General features: G+C 43.1%; 14 protein-coding genes. 3 read left to right on the top strand and 11 right to left on the bottom strand.

Annotation, left to right across the window (positions count from 1 at the left end; translation table 11 throughout):
* Position 1: 1 nt before the first annotated feature.
* Positions 2-901 (top strand): porin family protein, encoded by a 900-nt coding sequence (locus M9899_06855; protein ID MCO5113877.1) that lies wholly within the window; start codon positions 2-4, stop codon positions 899-901.
* 166 nt (positions 902-1,067) lie between these two features.
* On the opposite strand, the gene M9899_06850 is transcribed toward M9899_06855, so the two are convergent.
* The 11 genes from M9899_06850 to M9899_06800 all read right to left on the bottom strand — a co-directional run bounded on the left by M9899_06850 (position 1,068) and on the right by M9899_06800 (position 16,926).
* Positions 1,068-3,281 (bottom strand): bifunctional (p)ppGpp synthetase/guanosine-3',5'-bis(diphosphate) 3'-pyrophosphohydrolase, encoded by a 2,214-nt coding sequence (locus tag M9899_06850; protein MCO5113876.1) that lies wholly within the window; start codon positions 3,279-3,281, stop codon positions 1,068-1,070.
* A gap of 90 nt (positions 3,282-3,371) precedes the next feature.
* A complete protein-coding gene (gene rpoZ, locus M9899_06845; GenBank protein ID MCO5113875.1) occupies positions 3,372-3,620 on the bottom strand; it encodes a DNA-directed RNA polymerase subunit omega in 249 nt (82 codons plus the stop codon).
* A gap of 46 nt (positions 3,621-3,666) precedes the next feature.
* Entirely contained in the window at positions 3,667-4,227 is a 561-nt protein-coding gene (gene gmk / locus M9899_06840; GenBank protein MCO5113874.1) for a guanylate kinase, read from the bottom strand.
* Positions 4,224-5,099 carry a YicC family protein gene (locus M9899_06835; protein MCO5113873.1) on the bottom strand — a complete coding sequence of 292 codons (876 nt, stop codon included), beginning with the start codon at positions 5,097-5,099 and terminating at the stop codon, positions 4,224-4,226. The genes gmk and M9899_06835 overlap by 4 nt, the downstream gene beginning before the upstream one ends.
* Positions 5,100-5,131: 32 nt before the next feature.
* On the bottom strand, positions 5,132-6,112 hold the full coding sequence (miaA, locus tag M9899_06830; GenBank protein MCO5113872.1) for a tRNA (adenosine(37)-N6)-dimethylallyltransferase MiaA: 981 nt from the start codon (positions 6,110-6,112) through the stop codon (positions 5,132-5,134).
* A gap of 3 nt (positions 6,113-6,115) precedes the next feature.
* On the bottom strand, positions 6,116-7,966 hold the full coding sequence (gene mutL, locus M9899_06825; protein MCO5113871.1) for a DNA mismatch repair endonuclease MutL: 1,851 nt from the start codon (positions 7,964-7,966) through the stop codon (positions 6,116-6,118).
* A 9-nt stretch (positions 7,967-7,975) separates the two neighbouring features.
* On the bottom strand, positions 7,976-8,983 hold the full coding sequence (locus M9899_06820) for a hypothetical protein (GenBank protein ID MCO5113870.1): 1,008 nt from the start codon (positions 8,981-8,983) through the stop codon (positions 7,976-7,978).
* Positions 8,984-9,036: 53 nt separating this feature from the next.
* Positions 9,037-9,732 carry a dUTP diphosphatase gene (gene dut / locus M9899_06815; GenBank protein ID MCO5113869.1) on the bottom strand — a complete coding sequence of 232 codons (696 nt, stop codon included), beginning with the start codon at positions 9,730-9,732 and terminating at the stop codon, positions 9,037-9,039.
* A 171-nt stretch (positions 9,733-9,903) separates the two neighbouring features.
* Entirely contained in the window at positions 9,904-11,193 is a 1,290-nt protein-coding gene (locus M9899_06810) for an insulinase family protein (protein ID MCO5113868.1), read from the bottom strand.
* A gap of 65 nt (positions 11,194-11,258) precedes the next feature.
* Positions 11,259-15,776 carry a trichohyalin-plectin-homology domain domain-containing protein gene (locus tag M9899_06805; GenBank protein ID MCO5113867.1) on the bottom strand — a complete coding sequence of 1,506 codons (4,518 nt, stop codon included), beginning with the start codon at positions 15,774-15,776 and terminating at the stop codon, positions 11,259-11,261.
* Positions 15,763-16,926: a hypothetical protein gene (locus M9899_06800; protein ID MCO5113866.1), complete on the bottom strand. Its 1,164-nt coding sequence runs from the start codon at positions 16,924-16,926 to the stop codon at positions 15,763-15,765. Before M9899_06800 ends, M9899_06805 begins: the two co-directional genes overlap by 14 nt.
* A gap of 447 nt (positions 16,927-17,373) precedes the next feature.
* Between M9899_06800 and M9899_06795 the strand changes: the two genes are divergently transcribed.
* Together M9899_06795 and M9899_06790 are read left to right on the top strand one after the other, a co-directional pair.
* The gene (locus tag M9899_06795; protein ID MCO5113865.1) at positions 17,374-19,599 is read left to right on the top strand and encodes an NADP-dependent isocitrate dehydrogenase; all 2,226 of its coding nucleotides are present in this window, start codon (positions 17,374-17,376) and stop codon (positions 19,597-19,599) included.
* A gap of 79 nt (positions 19,600-19,678) precedes the next feature.
* On the top strand, positions 19,679-21,106 hold the full coding sequence (locus tag M9899_06790; protein ID MCO5113864.1) for a sodium:solute symporter family protein: 1,428 nt from the start codon (positions 19,679-19,681) through the stop codon (positions 21,104-21,106).
* Positions 21,107-21,119: the final 13 nt, after the last annotated feature.

Here is a 21,119-nt window from a genome sequence, read left to right as displayed (position 1 = left end):
CATGAGGTCCACCTTTGCCCGCACGCAAAATCTAACGATTTTATTTATTTTTGTAAGCCTGTTTTTATTTAGCGTACCCAGCTTTGCAGCCTCTGTTGCAGCTGTTAAAAATAATAAAGTTTTAGTTAAAGGGAACGTTCAGCGCGGAAAACTATATTACACCACCTACAATGGGAAACGAACTGGTGTGATTAGAATCACAAAAGTGCAAGGCAACAAAGCTATCGGGATGCTGCTCAAAGGAAAAGCCATTAAAGGCGCAGAGCTTGCTCTTCGTCCTTCAAAGAAAAAATCAAACGTAGCCAAAAAAGCCGCTTACGAGCAGTACTCTTACGATGAGGGTGGTGGCAAAAAGAAAGCCATCCGACGTAACAAAGAGTTGGCTGTGGGTGGAGTACTGGGAATGGTACAAAGTTCTGCCAATGTGAGCTTTAACACTGGCGAAAAAGCCTCTTTAAGTGGAAGTGGTATTAGTATCAAGGCCATGGGAGATTACAGTCTCACCAATCACATCTTCCTTAGAGGATATGTGGGAACACAACCTTTTGAGGCCAAAGAAGGCAATAGAACATGTATTGGAGTGGTCAATTGTGTGATGTCCATCAACTATTTAGCTGCCGACATTTGGGGGCGCTATATTTTTAACCCTGACTCCAACATGAGATTTTGGGGTGGTGTAGGCGCAGGTCTTTTATTCCCTCTTAACACAGGCAACACCAACGCCGTAGTCAAGAGCGACATCTCTAGCACCATGGTCTTTCAAGTGGGCGGTGGCCTTGACTGGTTCATTAACGATAAGTTTTTTATTCCCGTCTTAGCCGAGTACAACCTCATTCCACCTAGTGACGATGTGAAGACGAGCATGATCTCTATCCGCGCAGGCCTCGGGATGAAGCTCTAGTCCTTTTAGTTGGGGTTTTGTTTTTAAGTATATATTCAAAATGCTCAGACAGTGACGTTTGGCATGCCTTTGCATTCGCAAAAGCACGCCAAGCCGAACTCGCATTTTGATTATATACTTAAAAACAAAACCCCAACTAAAAGGACTAGAGTCTTCTGTAGTAAAGTTAAGTGGAGGCGATTCTGGTTACACCTATGACGTCTGGGATTTTTTGTAGGTCGTTCATAACTTCTGCGAGGTGAGAGGTGTCTTTGACGGTGACGTCGAATAAACATATTGCTTTGTTGTCTCTGGTGGTGCGGATTTGGGCGTTGTGGATGTCGACACCTCTGGCGTTAAAGGCTTCGGTCATACGTATCAGTAGACCTCGTTTGTCTAAGCTGATCACTCTTACTCGCACTGTTCTTTGGATTTGATCAGGGCCTTTGTTCCACGCCACGTCTACACGACGGGCTTGATCCATTTCGAAAGCTCTGGGGCAATCCGCACGGTGAATGGTGATCCCACGTCCTAGAGTGATAAAACCAATAATACTGTCTCCAGGAATGGGGTTACAGCATTTTGCATAATGCACTAAGAATTCATCCATCCCATCCACGGTGACCAGTGAAGAGGTCTTTTTACGTTTTTGAATCGCAGATTTAAACGCCTTTTGAATGAAAGTCTCTTCAGCCTCGGGTTCTACAGTGGTGGGAGCAAAAGCTTCCACCACAGCTTTGGGAAGAATTTTTCCATAACCCACTTGCACTTTAAATTCGTCTAAAGTGCTACAACCCCTGTCTTTCATAAATTTGTCAAACTCGGGCTCTTTTGCCAATTTTGTGAGGTTGAGTCCTGCCCGTTTTAAAGTTTTATCTAAAAGGGCCGCTCCCACCTCTAAAGCTTTTTTGCGCTCTTCGGTTTTAATATAAGCACGAATTTTGGTTTTGGCTCTGGAGGTGACACACATCTTGAGCCAGTCTTTAGAGGGTTGCTGCACTTTTGAAGTCAAAATTTCAACAAAGTCCCCGTTTTGCAATTTGTATTTTAAAGGCACACCTTTGCCATTGACCTTTGCACCCACGCAACGAATGCCCACCTCTGTGTGCACAGAAAAAGCAAAGTCTATAGGTGTGGCCCCTTCGGGAAACTCTTTAACATCCCCATTAGGGGTAAACACATAAATTTCACTTTCAAAAAGATCTGACTTGATGTTTTCTAAAAATTCATTGGAGTCGTCTGTCTGTTGGTGTAAGGCCACAAGATCACGCAACCAATTGAACTTTTCAATAGAGTTCCCCGTCGAGCCACTGCCTCCCCCAACAGAATCCCCTTCCTTGTACTTCCAGTGGGCGGCAATCCCTTGCTCAGCGATCAGGTGCATCTCTTCTGTGCGAATTTGAATTTCTAAACGATTGCGATCAGGGCCAATCACAGTAGTGTGCAGACTCTGATAGTTGTTGGCCTTGGGCATGGCAATAAAGTCTTTAAACCGCCCAGGGATAGGACGCCAAATGGCGTGAATGTGCCCCAAAGCTTCATAACATTCAGAAATGGTCTGCACAATCACTCTAAAGGCCAGAACATCAAACACCTGTTCGTATTCGATATTGCTTGAGACCATCTTTTTATGAATCGAGTACAAGTGCTTGGGGCGACCCGTAACACGAAATTTAGTTTTTAATCTTTTAACCAGTTCCTTTGAAATTTCACGCTTTACATCCTCGATGTACTTTTCGCGTTCATTTTTTTTCTGCTGAACCTTTTGCACCAAAGCATAATAAGATTCGGGTTGAGAGAACCTAAAGCTTAAATCCTCAAGTTCCACCTTAAGCCAGTTGATCCCCAGACGGCTGGCAAGAGGAGCATAAATATCTAATGTTTCTTTAGCGATGCGCTCTTGCTTTTCAAAAGACATGTGGTGCAGGGTGCGCATGTTGTGCAGACGGTCCGCCAGTTTTACTAAAACCACACGCACGTCTTTACCCATAGACACAATCATTTTGCGAATGTTCTCGCCCTGCTTTTCATGGGTGTTTCTAAACTTCATCTGAGAGATCTTTGTGACCCCATCCACAAGATAAGCCACCGAGTCCCCAAAATTTTGTCGAATGTCCTCTAGAGTGGCTTCAGTGTCCTCGACGGTGTCGTGCAAAAGACCCGTGGCAATGGTGTCCATGTCCATGCGCAAATGGGTCAAAATGCCTGCTACCCCCAAGGGATGGGAGATATAGGGTTCTCCACTGCGTCGGATTTGACCCGCGTGAGCCTTTTCTGAGTACTCATAGACTCGACGTAACCATTCAATATTTGCTTTGGGATGAATGTAGCGAACAAGCTCGCACAGCTCGTCGATATTTTCTGGAGAATAGTTTCTGTCCTTTAAGTTCTCAGGCTGCATTTAATCCTTCATGATTAAACTACCTATCGGTAATATTTCAAAATCCTCAAGTATAATCAAAGAGTTAAGGACTTAAACTGAATCTAGACTTTAAGCTCTTTTTGAAAGATCGTTTTCAATCTCAAGCGCAGGAGTGGTCTCTACCCATTGCTTTTTATCAAAACCCACAGCACCCGTAGCCACTTCTCTAAGGGCCGTGACCACTTGCTTGTTGTTGACCTTTCTGATGGAGGGCTTAGCACCTTTAAGCAGCTGCTTGGCTCTTTTAGACACTAAAAGCACTAGAGCGAATCGATTTTCTACTTTTTCTAAACAATCTTCTACCGTTACACGAGCCATTAAGGACCTCCAAAGCACTATTAAGTAGCATTGTTTATTAAAGATTTCAACCGTTTAAGTAGGAGTCTAAGATGGTTTTAAACTGCTCAAAAGCCACCTCAAAGTCATCATTGACGATACGGTGGGTGAACTCATGGGCTCTAGCCATTTCTTTTTCTGCACTTTGCATGCGCACATCAATGTCCGTAGGCAGTTTGCCCTCTCGTTTGATGATCCTCTCTTTGAGCACGTCAATGCTAGGAGGCTCGATAAATAGGCTCAAGCATTGAGGAAATTTGTTCCTAAAGGTCTCTGCCCCCTGGACATCAAGGTCCATGATCACCCCATTGCCCTTCTTCCAATTGTCACGAATTTGGTCCCAAGGGGTGCCATAGTAGTAAACATGCACGGGGGCCCACTCTACAAAAAACTCTTGGGCAATCAGTTCTTTAAACTTAGCTTCAGTGACAAAATGGTAGGGACATCCTTCGCGTTCGCCTGTGCGCATTTCGCGGGTGGTGTAAGTGATGACGTCCTTAAGATTTGGAAAAATCTCAAGTGCTTTATCAATAAAAGTATTTTTTCCTGCTCCACTAGGAGCTGCTACCACCACGATCTTATCTGTCATTCTATATTCTGCACCTGTTGACGTATTTTTTCTATTATAGCCTTACCTTGCAAAACCTCTCCCGTTATTTTTACAGAACTCGACTTTGATCCCACGGTATTCATCTCTCTAAAAAGTTCTTGAGCATAAAAATCTAATTTCTTGCCTTCTGGACTCTTCGCTTGGACTAGGTCTTTGCACGCACGGATGTGCTCTTTTAAACGCACCAGCTCTTCTTTGATGTCTGACTTATCAATATAAAACAAAATCTCTTGTTGCAGTCGCATGGGGTCTACATCTTCTTTGAAGTTTTTAATTTTATCTTGTAAACGCTTTTGCACCTCGTCGGGCAGATCTTGGGCTAAAGCTTCAATGCGACCACGGATGGCTTCAAGTTCTGTTAATAGCCCAAGCACTTCCTGCTTTAGGGCCAGGCCCTCACGCTCACGCTCCTGTTCAAAGCTTGTAAGTAGAGTTTGCAGGGCTTTGAGAATATTTTTTTTATCCCACTTGATCTCTTGTCGCTGCACCTGCACAGCACCTGAAAGCTTTAAAACATCCGCAAGCTCTATATCTGATTTGAGTTTTAATTTTTTAGCTAACTTTTGGGATTGCTTCAAAAAAGATTCGGCTATGTTGGCATCAATAAATGTGTTCTCTCCGCGATCTGAGGAGGTGTCTTTTTTGTAGTACATAAACACATCCACTGATCCTCTATGAATTTGGGACTGTACCAGTTTACGCACCTCAATTTCGTATTCTAAAAACTCAGGCACCGTGTGCAGACGAAACTCAAAGAAACGATTGTTTACACTTTTGATTTTAAGTTCTATTTTTTTGCCCGACGTTTTGTGTTCTACAAAGTCTGTCGCAAATCCTGTCATACTTTTCATATTGCACTTAACCTGTTTTAAGTTTTGTACCTTTAATCCAGGTATTGTTCAAGCTGCTCTTCCATCCACAACATGGCTTTGAGTTCGTCTTTTTGTGAATGAAACCACACCACATCAGGATCAGAACGAAACCAAGTCATCTGTCTTTTAGCAAGATTCATGGTGTTTTTCACAATCAGTTCATACAGCTCGTCCTGGGTCTTTACACCTTCGCCTTGAATGAAATCCAAAGTCTCTTTATAACCCACACTTTGCAAAGGCTTCCACTGCTTGTTTTTCACCTTTTCATCCAAGGCCTTCACTTCATCAATCAGCCCTAAGGTGAGCATCTTGTGTGTGCGTTCTTTGACTCTTTCTAACAATTCATCTCTTTCCACATACACCCCTAACTTAAACGCAAAGGCCTCAGTTTCAGCTTCGAGGTGATTCTTTTTTTGCTCTTGCATGTGCTCATGAAACTCTGTCATGGTTTTGCCTTCAGCCAGAAACAACTGAATGGCACGATCAATGCGATAAAGATCATTGACTCCGATTTTGGCCAAGTACTCTGGGTCATGCTCTTTTAAAAACTCTAGCTTCTTTTCTTTGGGCCAACCCTCGTGTTCACGAGGCAAATCTGCGGTCATCGAGTCTTGCGCCACAGGAAACATACCCGTCTCTAAAGCTCGAATGTAAAATCCACTTCCACCTACGATCAAAAGCGGACGTACGCGAGGTAAAACCGACGAAGTTGAAGCGTCACTCACAAGCAACTGGTCTTCAAATTTATGATAACGTCTTACAAACTCACCCGCAGTGAACTCTTCTTCAAGATCACAGATTCCAAAAAGATGATGGGGGACTTTTTCAAAGTCAGCCTCTGAAGGATAAGCCGTACCAATTTTTAAATCTTTAAAAAACTGTAAGCTGTCTGAATTGATAATCAATCCTGAAAATTTTTGCGCCAAAGCAAGTGCTAGGCCAGATTTTCCTGAAGCTGTTGGACCTACTACAAAAAATCGTTCCCAATTCAAAACTCACACCCTTCTAAAAAAATCAGTCTCTAACTTTGTAAATGGATATCTCACAAACACAGGTCGTCCATGGGGACAATAACTAGTTGTAGGAAACTCATCCATAGCATCCAGCAGAGCTTCCATTTCAGGTACTGATAAAATTTGACCCGCACGTATTGCCGAATGACAGGCCATGGTGGCAAACATATCTGCTAGCACATCTTCAAAAATAAAACTGGTTCCGTGTTTTGCCATCTGTTCCATCATCACATCCAAAGTTTTAACAATAGAACTGTCTTTGAACATCAATGGGGTGGCCACAATCTCTATCTGTGTGGGACCACTTTGCTCAAAGGCAATCCCGAATTTTTCTATATTGCTTTTTTCTGCAAGCAACAGCTCCATAAAGGCTTCACTTTCTAGAGCATAACTTAAAGGGATAAGATGATTTTGAGTTTCTAAGGCTCGCCCTTCTTTAAAGGCCGTCCATAGTTTTTCAAATAAAAATCTTTCGTGAGCCGCATGCTGATCGATCAGCACCATTTCTGTTTGGTTTTGGGTCACAATATAGGTCTTTGCCACCTGCCCCACCACTTTTAAATGCGTCCACTTGGGAGTATCACTCTCCCCTACAGCATCTAAATGTGTCCTCTTGGGAGCAGCACTAGTCATCGTCACAGAAGAAGGCCAACCCAGAGGAGCACCCCTTTCATCTATAGCACCACCACCATCAGAATTTTGTCTCTTCTGCGCGTAAGGGGTAGAACGATAAGCCGCGAGTCCAAACTCTTCTTGTTTATATGAAGTCTCTGTGGCAGGTTTTTGGTACTCATGCTGGGGGGATTGCAACTCGTCTTGCTCTTCAGTTTGGGGCATCAAAAAGTCTTGTCGCCACGGACTGCGCTCCACTAAATCTAAAAGTGTGTTTCTGACAGCTCTATAAATGCTTGAAGGGTCTTGAAACTTCACTCGGCTCTTTGTGGGATGCACATTCACATCAATCTCTTCAGGCGGGACATCCACAAACACGGCTCCGATAGGAGATTCACCAGGGAGCAAGGCATTTTGAAACCCATCACGCACAGCCGCCAAAAGGCTAGGCTCCTGCACCCATCTGTTTTGCACAAACAGCCAGATCTTCCGTGTGGATTTGGCCGTCTCATGAGGTGGGGCAAAATACGCCCTCACTCGAACCCCTCCATAATCTGCCACAGACTCATAAAGGTCTTGGGTCTTTAAAATGTCTTTGAATCGAGACAATAAAGGGGACCCACTAGGCCAAATGAATTCCAATTTGTCATTATAGAAAAACTTAATTTCTGTCTTTGGCGAGCTTAATCCGTAGGCATAAATTACTTTGCGAATTTCAGACACTTCATAAGCATCCGTCTTTAAAAACTTCTTTCGCGCGGGCACATTGTCCAATAACCCTTGGATTTCTAAAGTAGTTCCTACTTCATGTTGTGATTCAGTTTTTTTCTGTATCTTACCAAAATGGCTTTGGATTTCGTAAGCACTATGTCCGTTGGCGCGAGACCTAAGTGTCAGATGACTGACAGACGCAATACTGGCCAGGGCTTCACCTCGAAACCCAAAAGTATTCAGAGTCCAAAGATCTTTCATTTTAGAAAGCTTACTTGTAGTGTGCCTTAAAAGAGCAATTTCTAAATCTTCAGCAAGAATGCCTCGCCCATTATCTTTGATCTTAACATCCCGTCCTCCGTTTTTAACATGGACCTCAAGGGACGTGGCCCCAGCGTCTAGACTGTTTTCAATCAACTCTTTGACCATGTGAGCAGGACGCTCTAACACTTCACCTGCGGCAATCTGGTCAATCACATCGTCAGTAAGAGGCTGGATTCGAGAAATCATGGACTTAATTTAAAGTCTTTTCTGGATTCCTGCAAGAACCCCAAAATAACGGGACTTTTCCCAGTAGTATTTAGGCTCTAGTCGAAAGGCAAAGCCTCCCAGTTCATACCCTACGCCCAGCATCACTACTGCCCCCAGACGGACATTTTGCGAATCCCGCTGCTCACCTAAATAGTTGAATTTGTAGGATGATGCAGAAACAAGGGGGCCAAGCCCTCCATAAATCGCACCATTGTTCAGAGGCTTTAACATAAAAGGCATCGTCAGATCGGCCTGCACCAAAAAGCCTGACGCATCTGTAGAGAAGTCTTCAAAAAACTGAGGTGCTCCCACATGCACATTCACGTTGATATCCAGCAAAAAGTTTTTAAAGATCCAGTCCGTGCCTGTGAGCTTAATCCCCGCCATCCACTCTTGCGAGGACTTTGTTCCTTCCACAATCTTTTCTGAGTACTTCACCATTCCTAAATTTAAGCCCACATATTTACGAAAAAAAAAGGGACCTAAGTTTTTAGGTCCTGTCTTCTGAGGTTGAGAGATTTGAAAACCTGAAGAGTCTTCTTTAGGTTTTGTCTTCTCTTTAGACTTGGATGTTTTAGTGGAGCCTCCATCTTTAGATTTAGCCGCTGCTTTGGATTTTCGACTTTTTTTAATGGGTGCTAAGTCTTTTTTTTTTGCATCTTTTGCTGAGGAATTCTGACTGGTGCCACCTAAGCTTCTGACCTCAGTGTCTAGGATATACCCATACACCCCTTTACGCAGACGAATCTTATGAAATAAACCTAAACCCGCCTCGCCCACAATGGTCTTCCGTGTGCCATACACTTGTTTTTTTGCAGGCAACTGATAGATGACTGGAGAGTCAAAATCGGGACGTTCATAAACCACGGCTACAGGCTTCACAACAACCAATTTGACCACACTCGCGTAGAGTGGTGTCTTAGGCATAAGCACCACAAAAAGGCCAAGCCACACTGTCAGTAAAAGCGTTTTTCTTTTGAAGCCAAATATAACCATAACGCCTGCCATATCTCTATTATGACGGTCCTAGACGTTGGGGGTCAATCCCTTTACTTGGTTCCTGTACTCCCAAAACCACCCTCACCACGAGCGGTATCCGAGAGCTCTTCCACCCATTCAAATTCGGCCTTGATTACAGGACAGATCACAAGCTGAGCAATACGTTCTTGGTCTTCAATCACCACAGGTTCCGCCCCAAGATTGATCATGATCATTTTGATTTCACCACGATAATCGGCATCAATAGTTCCTGGAGTGTTCACCAAAGTTAAACCTTTTTTCAGAGCCAGACCACTTCTTGGACGGGCTTGAATTTCGTACTCCACAGGAATTTCCATGGATAGACCTGTAGGAATCAAAACTCTTTGATTGGGTTCAATCATCATGGGTTCACTCAGTTGCGCACGCACATCCAATCCACTGGCTCCAGCAGATTCATATTTGGGCAATTCCCCTTTAAAGTGAGGCCAAGTTTTTATCTTTACAGGTATGGTCTTTTGAAAATCCTGCTGCTGACGAATAAAATCTGAAACCATCGTTTCTATAAAACTTGTGATCTGTTTAAGATCAATATCTTTAGCCATACTTCCTACCTTATCCACCAAAGAGGATACATCAAAACCTTTACCGCTTTCTTCTTCGCCTTCAGATTTATTTTTCACATTTGCAACCACATCCACGAAAACAGACTCTGCGGTTTTTGCTACCGTTTTGATTCCTTCTGAAATTTTATCTACATCAATCATGATTCTCCCTCCACGGACTTCTTCGGGACGACGGCACACATCTCTATGCGGCCTCAATAAACCTAGAACCTAGAACCTAGAACCTAGAACCTAGAACCTAGAACCTAGAACCTAGAACCTAGAACCTAGAACCTAGAACCTAGAACCTAGAACCACATTAGTGCAGTGATTTTAAAAATCAAACCTAAATTTCTTCAAAGCCTCTTGTTCTGCTTTGCTTCCTTCGCCCATAACTAAAATTGAACTTTTTGACGCTTCCCAATGGGTACGCACAAAGGCTTGCACCGACTCTAAAGAGACCTTTTCGATATCTTGTAGAACTTTGTCCACAGGACGGTACGTCTCAAAAACCATCTCATTGATTCCAATCGAATTCATACGACTTTCCAGATCATCGGCACCCATAAGAATAGATGAGGCCACTTGAGTTTTATAAAGCTCTAACTCTTCCGCTGTGAGTCCATTTTGTTTAATGTTTTTAATCTCATCGTTGATGATGCGAGCAATAGGTAACACTTTATCCGCTGAGGTCCCTAAATAAATGGCCAGCGATCCCCCCTCTTTAAAGGATTGCAAATAACTGTAAACGCTATAAGCCCAACCCTGATCCTCACGAATGCTCTGATACAGCTTAGAGGTCATCCCTCCACCTAGGGCTGCGCTCAAGATATACGCTTCAAACCTAAGATCGTTAATAAAGGCTGTAGAGGGAAATCCAACAATCATGTGTGTCTGTTCTGATTTTTTATGTTCCCAATCATAGTGACCTTGGTGAGTGAGTTCAGGCAAAACCAACGGGCAAGGGTAGCTTGAGTCATCTTGAACTTTTGTATATTGATCTAAACCCTGATCTTTCAAACTTTGTAGCACCTCATCATGAGAGATCGCACCCGTTACTGAAAGAATGATTTTTGAGTTTTTATAGCTCTCTTGGTAATACTTTAAAAGCTGATCACGATTGATCTGTGATAAACTTTCTTTGGTTCCTAAAATATTACGACTTAAAACATGTCCTGTAAAAGCACGTTCAATGTACTGATCAAAAATACAGTCCTCTAAGTTGTCCTTGGACATGTCGATCTCTTGTTGGACCACTTCGATTTCACGCAAAAAATCTTCTTCAGGAAAACTGGCCTTAAACACCAAATCAAAAAGCGTTTTCACACTCAAATCAAATCCCTGTCGGAGAGTTTGAACAGTGTAACAGGTGTACTCCCTAGAGGTGTGAGCATTGATCTCCCCCCCTACTTTTTCAATATTTAAAACCAAATCTAAAGCTGAACTGCCCTCGGTGCCTTTAAACACCATGTGCTCTACAAGATGGGCCATGCCCATTTGTCCCTCAAGCTCATGCTTGGTGCCACTTTCCACATAAAGACCAATATAAACTGTATTGGCCCAGTTGTGCTGTTCTGTGACCACACGAATTCCATGCTGAAGAGTGCTTTTTTGAAAAATCATAGAAATAATCTACCACAGCACCACCCCAAAGAAAGACTTAAGGCAGTGCTATAAGATAAATTTAATCATTGGCGAAGGGTACGTGTAATCTGTGGCGCGCGCTCAGGTACAGCATAAAGCCCAGGAAAGGTCGGCAGCATCTTTTGATACACTTTTTCCAAATGCGAGAGCGAATAGTTATACTTTTCGTGATCCGCAATGACCTCACCTTTAGAGTTCACTTCTTTGGCTTTGATTATGCGAACAAAGTTATCAAACTCACGCTGACCACGCAGTGATAATAACCATACATGGTTAAGCAAATTGTTCTCATCCAACATGTCTCCAGCGGTAAAATGCTGAGTGACGTAGTAGTAGTCTTCCATTACGGGTTTAGCATCATCAAACACCTCACCCCCGCATATAAATAGACCACGAGCCAGACTACTTCTGTAATCCACACCACGTCTTTCGACACCGTCACGCACTCTGAGCATGGACATATTGATGCCGTCAATAAACTCAGGAGTAAATTGCGCAATGGCACACTTTTCATGCTCTTTAAGAGTGATTTCAATTTCTGCTTTTTGCACCACCAAAAGTACGGCCGTATTGACACTTGTACTGGTAGTCATGCTCACACCCTCAGCACTGGTCACCGTACCTTGGGCGATGACGAAGTTGCCCACAGCTGACACAGCTCCAGCTCCTATGCCGCCTGTAAGAGCGCCTACACCTGTAGAAATAGGACCTAAAAGTGCCGCACCGTTAAGACCTAAAGTGTAGGCTGAACTGATATCACCATAATTAGCGATACTAAAATCCATACCTATGTTTAAGTTGATATTTTTACCCGCAATATGTTTATTACGACCCGTTCTGACCGCACGATAGCGTCTATCAAAGGCCACACCACCAGTAAACACAACCTTATCTGTCTCTTCCACAAAATGTATTTTGGAAAAACAGTACTCCAATAAATACTCTTCAGACGTCTTCTTGGGCGGGTTCCAAAAACTCTCACTTTCATCAAGTAAGTTTTTCGATCTTAAATGTCTCATCGCATTTTGCGTGAGTGTGTGACACAATTTCACGCCATCGACCAGATTCATCTCGCGCAGACCTGTGTCCAACCAACGACTGACGTCTTTGTGATCAAAGGTCACCTCATCGGCCTCCACCTTATTGCGCATATAATCTGCGGCCGTATGCAGGTAACGGTTGCCAATACCACGAGACGCATAAGGCACGCCTGTTTCCCACAAGTTGCTATCATCAAAGAAGCTTCCCAAAAGCCCTGTAGCCTTTTCCCATAAGGGTTGTAAGGTGTTTTCTCGTAATATCTGCTCTGTCACCTTGTTTAACTTATGTAAAGGTTTAACGTAAAAGTAACGTTGCACAAGATCTTGGGTGGGAGAAGCATTAAGCATTCCCAAAAGAGTTTTAGAAATCAGAGTGTTTTCTTTGGTCTCTTCAAAACAGCTTTCACCCTGACCGTACTCACAACCTTGCTTAAACTTTTTTAATGGAATGTCCTTTAAAGACACATAGTCTAAGTTGTAACGCTCAACAAAATTAGCCAGTTGCGAGAAGGCTCGCATTTCTTTTTGGTAGTGAAGTTCATTTTTAATATGCAAATCAATAATGGAATCCACGTGCTTAAACTGTTCAGCAAAAGGCTTAAAGGAATCATGATAAGCAGACCCTTCAAACTCCGAGTTGTCTTCATGGTCTAACTTCACAACATCATCGCCTTGAGTGACATCTTGAGAACAGTATCCTGTATCACACTTGATCTCATCAATGGTGTCGGTGGGACGCAGTTCTGACATATTGTCGTTTTCCACTAATGTACATGGACCAATAAATGTTCTGCGTTCAAGACCTGAATCATTGCGATAATAGTTGAGGTCAATCAATGGCGCTACAGATGTTGTGGTGTAGTTGTTTAGCTGTAAACCCTTAAGATCATCATAGCCCACCATACTGCCCAGGCCATAATCATCCATAAAGATCTGCATCATACCCAAATAATCAGCATAACTAGGTTTTGTTGATAAATGCTCTAGTGGAATCTGACTTAAGACACCACTGCCTTGATTTGTAAGTTGAGCGTTTGCCCACTTTTGATCCCATTTTTCCCAGTACTCTTTCATACGTTTTTCAAGACGATCCATCTCATCACGAGCTTTTTTAAACTTCGCTTCAAATTCTTCACGCGATAAGCGCATATTTTGCTCATAAACTTCCGCAGAATTATTACGAGCATGGTCGGCTAAACGCGATACGAGTTTTTCTAATAAATTGGCACGCTCTTCGTATAAACGAGACTCTTCATCACGCTTTTCACGTAACTTAGCCAGTTCCAATTCCATCTCATCTCGAAGTTTTTTGACCTCTTCTTCATACTGCGCACGCTTTTCAGCCAAGAAGGCTTTTTTATCTTCTTCGCTCATGCCCTCAGCATTAAACTCTAGATAATCTTCAAAAATCTGACTCATATGATCATTGACCAAGTTGTCACGAATCAAACGGTTTTCATCAATGGTCTCAATCTGCACCATAATGCTTGATCTGATACTCATCATACGAATATCACGCATAGAGAACTCTAAAGGGGTTGTGATACGACCTGCTTGGACACGCACAAGTTTTTTAATGACTGTGGTGTACTCGCCCTTTTGCGAATCTTCGTTAATGCCATCCATATGTAAAGTATGTCGACCCTGATCATCCACATACAGTCGAGTGTTATTTTGAAAAGGATCAATATAAAACTTTACCAAAGCCACTTTAACTAGATAAATACCATCACGTAAGGGCTCAAACTTTCGACCGTCTTTAATGGTGAATCTTTGCACCAAAGGGTCTAAAGCCATCACCACCGCTTTTTTTACGTTTAAAGTTAAATATTCATCAATTACATATCTAAAACGAATGGTCTGATATCTAAAGGCGTCGATCACAAACATAGGTTTGCGCACATCATCTTTGGCCAAGGCTTCAAAGTCAGCCTCGCTGTTACGAGTATCACGACCAAAAGTCCATCCTTCATCCCAAGGGTTGAGACCCAAGGTCAGTTTCTGAGTGTTGGTTGACGCCACTTCAGTGACTGTAAATTGCGGAAAGAAGTACTGCTCAGGTTTATAATAAGCATGTGAAATCTCATCAGACCACACCAGCATCCCGTACTTGTCAGAGGTCACACTCTCTTCAACAGAGAAGTCATTAAAGTGTTTCTTAATTTTAAAATTCTGGTACACCACGGGGGCACCAGTAATAGAGTCTGTGACAATCGTAGAAACACGATACACCACTGTTCTGTGCGTACTGGTTTCACCACTTTTAATACGCACAAATCTGGCATCCATCAAAGAGTAGTCCACAGGCGGCAGGTCCTTGGCAATCCCTGTCTTTTTTAAGTCTTCAAAATTGGCCGCCGACTTTACAAACTCAGCATAATCAAAACGGGTTTGTGATAAGTGTCCTGCGATTTGAGTGGCGCTTGTTTTACCAAGAAGCTCCATAAATCCGCCCACATTATGCAATCCTTGATAAGGTCTGATCTTAACAGGGGCATGTACAGGTTCAATTTTGAGTGCCAACTGCACTTGTCCCATATGGATCTGTCTTTTTAAATTAAAATCCATAGTCAAAGACAAACTGCCGTTTCTCTCAACATTGACCACCGAAGGTAAAATTCCTGGTGTTAAGAGTGCATGTTGTTTAGAGTCTTCACCTATATAGTTACTGATCAGTTGCGCATAAACTTTAAAACGACCTGTAGAAAGAGGAAACTTCACAGGCTCCCCACGCAAATTCATCGCTTCAACAAATAGCTGAGTGCGTAGGATCATCTTTAAAGTTTTCCCGTCTTTGATGTTTTTTACAGGAATCCACTGCACATTCAGTTCAGGATCAATTTGCAATTCAGTCGACTCATAACCACGACTGAAAAGTCCAGACTTCTCGGGGTCGTCATCAATACTTTCATCAATGATACTTTCCTGGGCAATATTACTACGGTTTAAATCCACCACTTCAGAGCCAATATCACCACGATACTCAAGCCAGGGGTTCACACCTAAACTGACTTCTACCTGTCCTTTATAAACTCCGACACCTTTAATGATACGAGTCTTTTTCAGGTAAACTGAGTCTGCCATAAAGTTAAAGTGTTGGGTCTCTTTCCAATTCACACAACCCAAATCATCGGTCTTTTCACTGTAGGAAGTGCCATCGGGTTTAATGATACGGAACTCTTGACCACTGGCCAGGGGCGACTGTGTGGTTCTGCCAATCAAACAAGCACGAAATTCATAGGTCTTCTGTGTAGGAAAACTCCACACTTCACTACTTTTCTTTTCAATTGAGCGACCTTGTATTTCTAAAAGCCTAAAGTCACTAGCTTTAGCTCCTGCCACTTGACTAGAGGGCTGCTTCGTTCCACGAAGACATCCAGTTTGTAAAACAGCTAGGGATACAAGGACTAGAAATAGTCCCTTGCAATTAAAATATTTTTGCAAAGACAACCCTTGCTTACTTACTGTGTAAGAAGACAAACCAAGATCTCGGTGTAAGAACAACGCTTTAAAACTTAACACTAGGCAACTCCACCAAAAACTCAAAGGCATTCAATTTGTTTTGAATAGGATCAGGCTCAATCAGATTGGCATTGACGTAGCTGGCTTTCACACTGAGTCCTAATTTTTGAAAATGAACTTTTAAACTGTAAAACATCCCTTCACGATTATTACGCCCCAACTTCACAGCACTATAAAGTGCAGGTACGGAATCTGACTCTGCATAAAAGTACGCCAACTCAGGAGAGATGATCATGTCCTTAAAGAACAGATCAAAAGCCAGCCCCGTCCATTGAGATCGACTACGATCACTTGGGGCTTCGAGGTTATCAATCACTTGGATCTGCAAGCGATTCTTAATTTTATCGTGCAAATCTAAATCCAATTGCAGGTTCTGGGCAAAGCCATCAAAAGCATAAGCAAAATAAGACTCTGATGTGGTGTCACCAATCACCTCGTTGCCTAAACGTCCACTTTGAAAGGCCACAACCGAAGGAAGATTTCTATATGTGAAATGATGAACCGTGGCGCTGAGCTTGGCCCAATCTAAAGGTTTCCAACTGACATCTACACCTTGCGTGGCAAAAGTAGGCAGAGACTCCTCTCCTGTGCGGTCCATCTCTAGACTTACAGAATTAGGAATGCTGTATTGAGCGCGAAAAAGCACCTCTGTGTTTTCACCTTGCCAACCACTTTTTAGCATCGCTCCAGGGAAGGCGCGATCTTCATCCACCAGCATGATCGAATTAAGCTGACCTTGATCCAAGGCTCCTAACTCTAAATTGAACCACGGTGAAGGCTCATAGGAGATCACGAGTTCATTTAAGTTCATGGTATTAAAAGAGGGATCATCAAAACGCGCTTGCACGCGTGCCGTGCTTAAACTCAAAGAGCCACGTGCACGAAACTTAAAATCGTCACTAAGATGTAATTGAAGTTTAGGTTCTAGGTACAGCTGAACGAGTTGAGATTTATCTTGTCGCTCGTCAAAACTGTAAGCCCGAAAAGATGAGGCGATTTCAGCTTCAGTTTTTTTAAGAAGTTCACTGGTTAAAGTTAAATTATGGGTTGTTGGAGACGAAGCGGACTCTTGCGCCGCTAAGCTTCCTGTGGTCCACAAGAGACTTATACATGAACAAAACCAAAAAAATCTACGTACATATACCAACACTAAATCTTGTCCTCGTTTTCCTTTTACTCAAATGTGACTTCTTCTCAATTTCGTGCACCGTCCTTCCCAAATTCTAGGCGACAGTGCATTAACTAGTATTTTTCTTATAAGTCAACTCTCAACACATTTGTGTTGATCATTTCATCTTTGCCCGAAAGCGCACTTCCCTAGCGCCTTACACGTTTTTGAGAACCTTTCATACTTTCTCAAAAGACTCAGAGAGACTTTTACTCTCCCTATCCAAAGACCAAATGGACTTACAAAATGCCACAGGTTTTTAAAGCAAGTTTTATTCCTTTTTCTGAGGTATTTTTTCACGGTTTTGAGCCCAAAAATGTCACTTTTCCCTCTATTGGGCAGGTCATTATGACTTTTTAAACCACTTAATATGAGTTAGATTAAACCATCTTAAACACCTATTTACGTAGCCACTTAAAGGGAGATTTTATGTCTGAAAAGATCAGTATCAAATACACTAAAACCGATGAGGCTCCATTCTTAGCCACCCACTCTTTGCTCCCCATTGTGAAAGCCTTTTGTAAGCCTGCGGGGATTGATATTGAAACCAAAGACATCTCTTTAGCAGGACGTATTCTGGCGCAGTTCCCAGAACTTCTGACCCCACAACAAAAGGTGGAAGACGCCTTGTCAGAACTCGGAGAGCTTGCAAAAACCCCAGTGGCCAACATCATTAAACTTCCCAACATAAGTGCCTCTGTGCCTCAGCTTAAGGGGGCGATCAAAGAACTGCAAAATAAAGGCTATGCCATTCCTGATTTTCCTGAAGAGCCTAAGAATGAGGCCGAAGTGGCTATCAAAGCCAAATACGCCAAAGTTTTAGGAAGTGCTGTGAACCCTGTTCTGCGCGAAGGCAACTCTGATCGCCGCGTGGCCAACTCCGTGAAGCTTTATGCTAAATCTCATCCCCACAGACTGGGCGCATGGAGCAAAAACTCTTTATCCCATGTGGATCACATGACCGAAGGCGACTTCTACTCTTCTGAAAAATCTTATGTCTGCCCAGAAAGCACAACCGTTAAAATTGTTCTTAAAGATCAAACAGGGCAAACCCAAGTGCTTAAAGAGTCCTTGCCCCTACAAAAAGACGAAGTGATTGATGCCTCCACCATGAGTGTGGCAGCTCTGAAACGTTTTTTTGAACAGGCCATTGCCGATGCCAAAGCCAAAGACGTTCTGTTCTCTTTGCACTTAAAAGCCACCATGATGAAGGTCTCTGACCCCATTATGTTTGGCTATGCTGTGACCACTTTCTTTAAAGACACCTTTGCCAAATATGCGGATGTGTTTGCCGAGTTAGGAGTCGACCCTCGCAACGGACTAGGTGATGTGTACAGTAAAATCACAAAGCTCCCTGCTTCTGAACAAGAGGCGATCAAAAACAGCCTCACAGAAGAGCTTAAGGTTCGCCCTGCTCTGGCCATGGTGGATTCAGATAAGGGTATTACTAACTTACATGTTCCCAGTGATGTGATCATTGATGCCTCTATGCCCGCAGCCATTAAATCTTCAGGTCAAATGTGGGGAGCCGATGGCAAGCTTCATGACATGAAGGCCACCATCCCTGATCGTTGTTATGCGGGCATTTATCAAGAGGTGATTTCTTTTTCTAAAGCTTACGGCGCTTTTGATGTGACCACTATGGGAAGCGTTTCTAACGTGGGCCTTATGGCACAAAAAGCCGAAGAATACGGCTCTCACGACAAGACTTTTGAAATCACCACAGATGGCGTGGTGCAAGTGATCGACCAAAAAGGCCAAGTGATCTTTGAGCACAAAGTTGAAAAGGGAGACATTTGGCGCATGTGCCAAACCAAAGACATCGCCATCAAAGATTGGGTGAAGCTAGCCGTAGAGCGCGCTCGCCTCACTCAAACTCCTGCGGTCTTTTGGCTTGATCCCCAAAGAGCCCATGATGCTAACTTGATTCAAAAGGTAGAGGCCTATTTAAAAGATTTAGACACTCAAGGTTTAGAAATTAAAATCTTATCTCCTGTAGACGCTATGGGATTTTCGCTCACCAGAGTGAAACAAGGCCAAGACACCATCTCTGTCACGGGCAATGTCTTACGCGATTACTTGACCGATCTTTTCCCTATTTTAGAACTAGGTACAAGTGCCAAGATGCTCTCTATCGTGCCCCTACTTGCTGGTGGCGGACTTTACGAAACAGGAGCGGGTGGATCAGCTCCTAAACACGTCCAGCAGTTCCTTGAAGAGAACTACTTGCGCTGGGACTCCTTAGGGGAATTCTTAGCCATCGCCGTCTCGATTGAAGATGCTGCGAATAAGTACAAAAATTCCAAAGCCAAAATTCTGGCTCAAGCTTTGGACACCGCTAATGGAAAAATTTTAAATAACGATAAATCTCCTGCAAGAAAACTCGGAGAGCTTGACAATCGAGGCAGTCATTTCTATTTAGCACTCTACTGGTCAGAAGCTTTAGCTACGCAGAGTGAAGATTTAGAACTTCAAAAGATCTTTACACCTGTGTTCCAAGAATTGTCGGGTAAGGAAATTCAGATTCTGTCAGAACTTACCAGTGTTCAAGGAAAGCCAGTGGATATAGATGGTTACTACTTTGCAAACGAGGATAAAGTGTCCACCGCAATGCGGCCGAGCTTAACATTTAACCAAGTGATCGATCGACTGTAGCTCTTAATGAATTTCAGTCGATTCGGCTAACTGCTCTCAATGGGGGTTACTGAGTGATGAGATCATTAAGAATGTCGAAATGAACACGTTCTTTATTGTGGCTCTTGTTCTATATTTAGCTGTGCTTATGGGCATTGCTATCTTTAGCCAAAGAAAAGTTCATAACGAAGAAGACTTCCTGATTGGTGGACGCAGCTTCAACCTGTGGGTCACCACCTTGTGCCTTTTTGCCACATGGTTTGGAGCAGGCACATTGATTGCCGCCACAGACGAGGTGGCGGAAGCGGGCCTACGCGTAACCGCCTTAGAACCCGTAGGAGCAGGATTTTGTCTTATTCTAGCTGGGATCTTTTTCGCTAAACCCCTATGGGACCTTAAGATCACCACCTATTCTGATTTTTTTAGACAGAAATTTGGCAAGACGGCCGAGAGTCTTTCTGTGTTCATCAATATTCCTATCTATGTAGGCTGGGTGGCCGTGCAGTATATGGTCTTAGCCAATATCCTGCATATCTTCTTCCCCAGTGCTTCGATTTCGCTGCTGATCTTTCTGGTCTGCTTTGTAACTATGCTGCTCACACTGATGGGAGGGCTCTGGTCTGTGAGTCTTACAGACAGCTTCCAACTTGTTCTTATCATTCTGGGCCTAGTGTATCTTCTATTTAAGGTCTTATCTTTAAGCGAGTATGGTCCTTTAGAGTTACTCAGTTTCGTGCCAGAGGAACAAAAAGTATTTATACCTACGGATAAAGCCAAATCTTTATTCGGATGGGTCTCACTTTTTAGTATTGCCGCCATTGGTAACCTCACTGGCCAAGACCTTGCGCAAAGAATATTCTCTGCAAACAAACCCAGCACCGCTCAAAAAGGATGTATCATTGCAGGTGTCACATACTTGATCATCGGCTGTATTCCTGTCTTTTTAGGGCTTACAGCAAAACTGACCATGGGACAGGTGGATGGCCCTATCATTCCTATGCTGATTAAAAAATTCTTAGACCCTGTCTCTGGGACCATTTTATCTATCACTATTTTTTCTGCCGTAGTTTCCACTATCACCGCAGCTTTACTGGCCCCAGCCAGTCTACTGTCCCACAACTTTTTAGTTCAAAAGTTTCCCAACCGATCCAAACTACAAATCTCAAGACTGAGCGTGGTGTTCATTGCTCTGATCAGTCTTCTAACGGCTCTTGCTGGTGAAAATGTATATTCTCTTTTAGAAAACAGTTACGCCATTGGGCTTGTAGCCTTCTTTGTTCCTGTAGTGATGGGGCTTTTTACTCGTTTCCACGATGAACTGGCCTGTCTTGTGACTATTGTGCTCTCTACCGCCATTTGGTGCTTGGAGTTCATTGTGGGTGGAGATTTCCCTTATGCTCTTTTTGCCACACTCATTGGATTTCCAATTTACTTTGCGACGTATTACTTAAAGAAAAAGTGGTCGTCTTTTAAAATCCGTAACCAAGACCCACAGCCCACTGAAGCCTCTGCCGCAGAAAGCATTTAAAACATCTACCAGC

The organism is Pseudobdellovibrionaceae bacterium (genome assembly GCA_023954155.1).
Classification (GTDB): Bacteria; Bdellovibrionota; Bdellovibrionia; order Bdellovibrionales; family UBA1609; genus JAMLIO01.
This window is presented reverse-complemented; position numbering and strand designations above follow the sequence as displayed.

Coding starts and splice junctions, on each gene's coding strand:
- M9899_06855 (MCO5113877.1), top strand. CDS start 2: ATGAGGTCCACCTTTGCCCGCACGCAAAATCTAACGATTTTATTTATT.
- M9899_06850 (MCO5113876.1), bottom strand. CDS start 3,281: ATGCAGCCTGAGAACTTAAAGGACAGAAACTATTCTCCAGAAAATATC.
- rpoZ (MCO5113875.1), bottom strand. CDS start 3,620: ATGGCTCGTGTAACGGTAGAAGATTGTTTAGAAAAAGTAGAAAATCGA.
- gmk (MCO5113874.1), bottom strand. CDS start 4,227: ATGACAGATAAGATCGTGGTGGTAGCAGCTCCTAGTGGAGCAGGAAAA.
- M9899_06835 (MCO5113873.1), bottom strand. CDS start 5,099: ATGAAAAGTATGACAGGATTTGCGACAGACTTTGTAGAACACAAAACG.
- mutL (MCO5113871.1), bottom strand. CDS start 7,966: ATGATTTCTCGAATCCAGCCTCTTACTGACGATGTGATTGACCAGATT.
- M9899_06820 (MCO5113870.1), bottom strand. CDS start 8,983: ATGGTTATATTTGGCTTCAAAAGAAAAACGCTTTTACTGACAGTGTGG.
- dut (MCO5113869.1), bottom strand. CDS start 9,732: ATGATTGATGTAGATAAAATTTCAGAAGGAATCAAAACGGTAGCAAAA.
- M9899_06810 (MCO5113868.1), bottom strand. CDS start 11,193: ATGATTTTTCAAAAAAGCACTCTTCAGCATGGAATTCGTGTGGTCACA.
- M9899_06795 (MCO5113865.1), top strand. CDS start 17,374: ATGTCTGAAAAGATCAGTATCAAATACACTAAAACCGATGAGGCTCCA.
- M9899_06790 (MCO5113864.1), top strand. CDS start 19,679: ATGAACACGTTCTTTATTGTGGCTCTTGTTCTATATTTAGCTGTGCTT.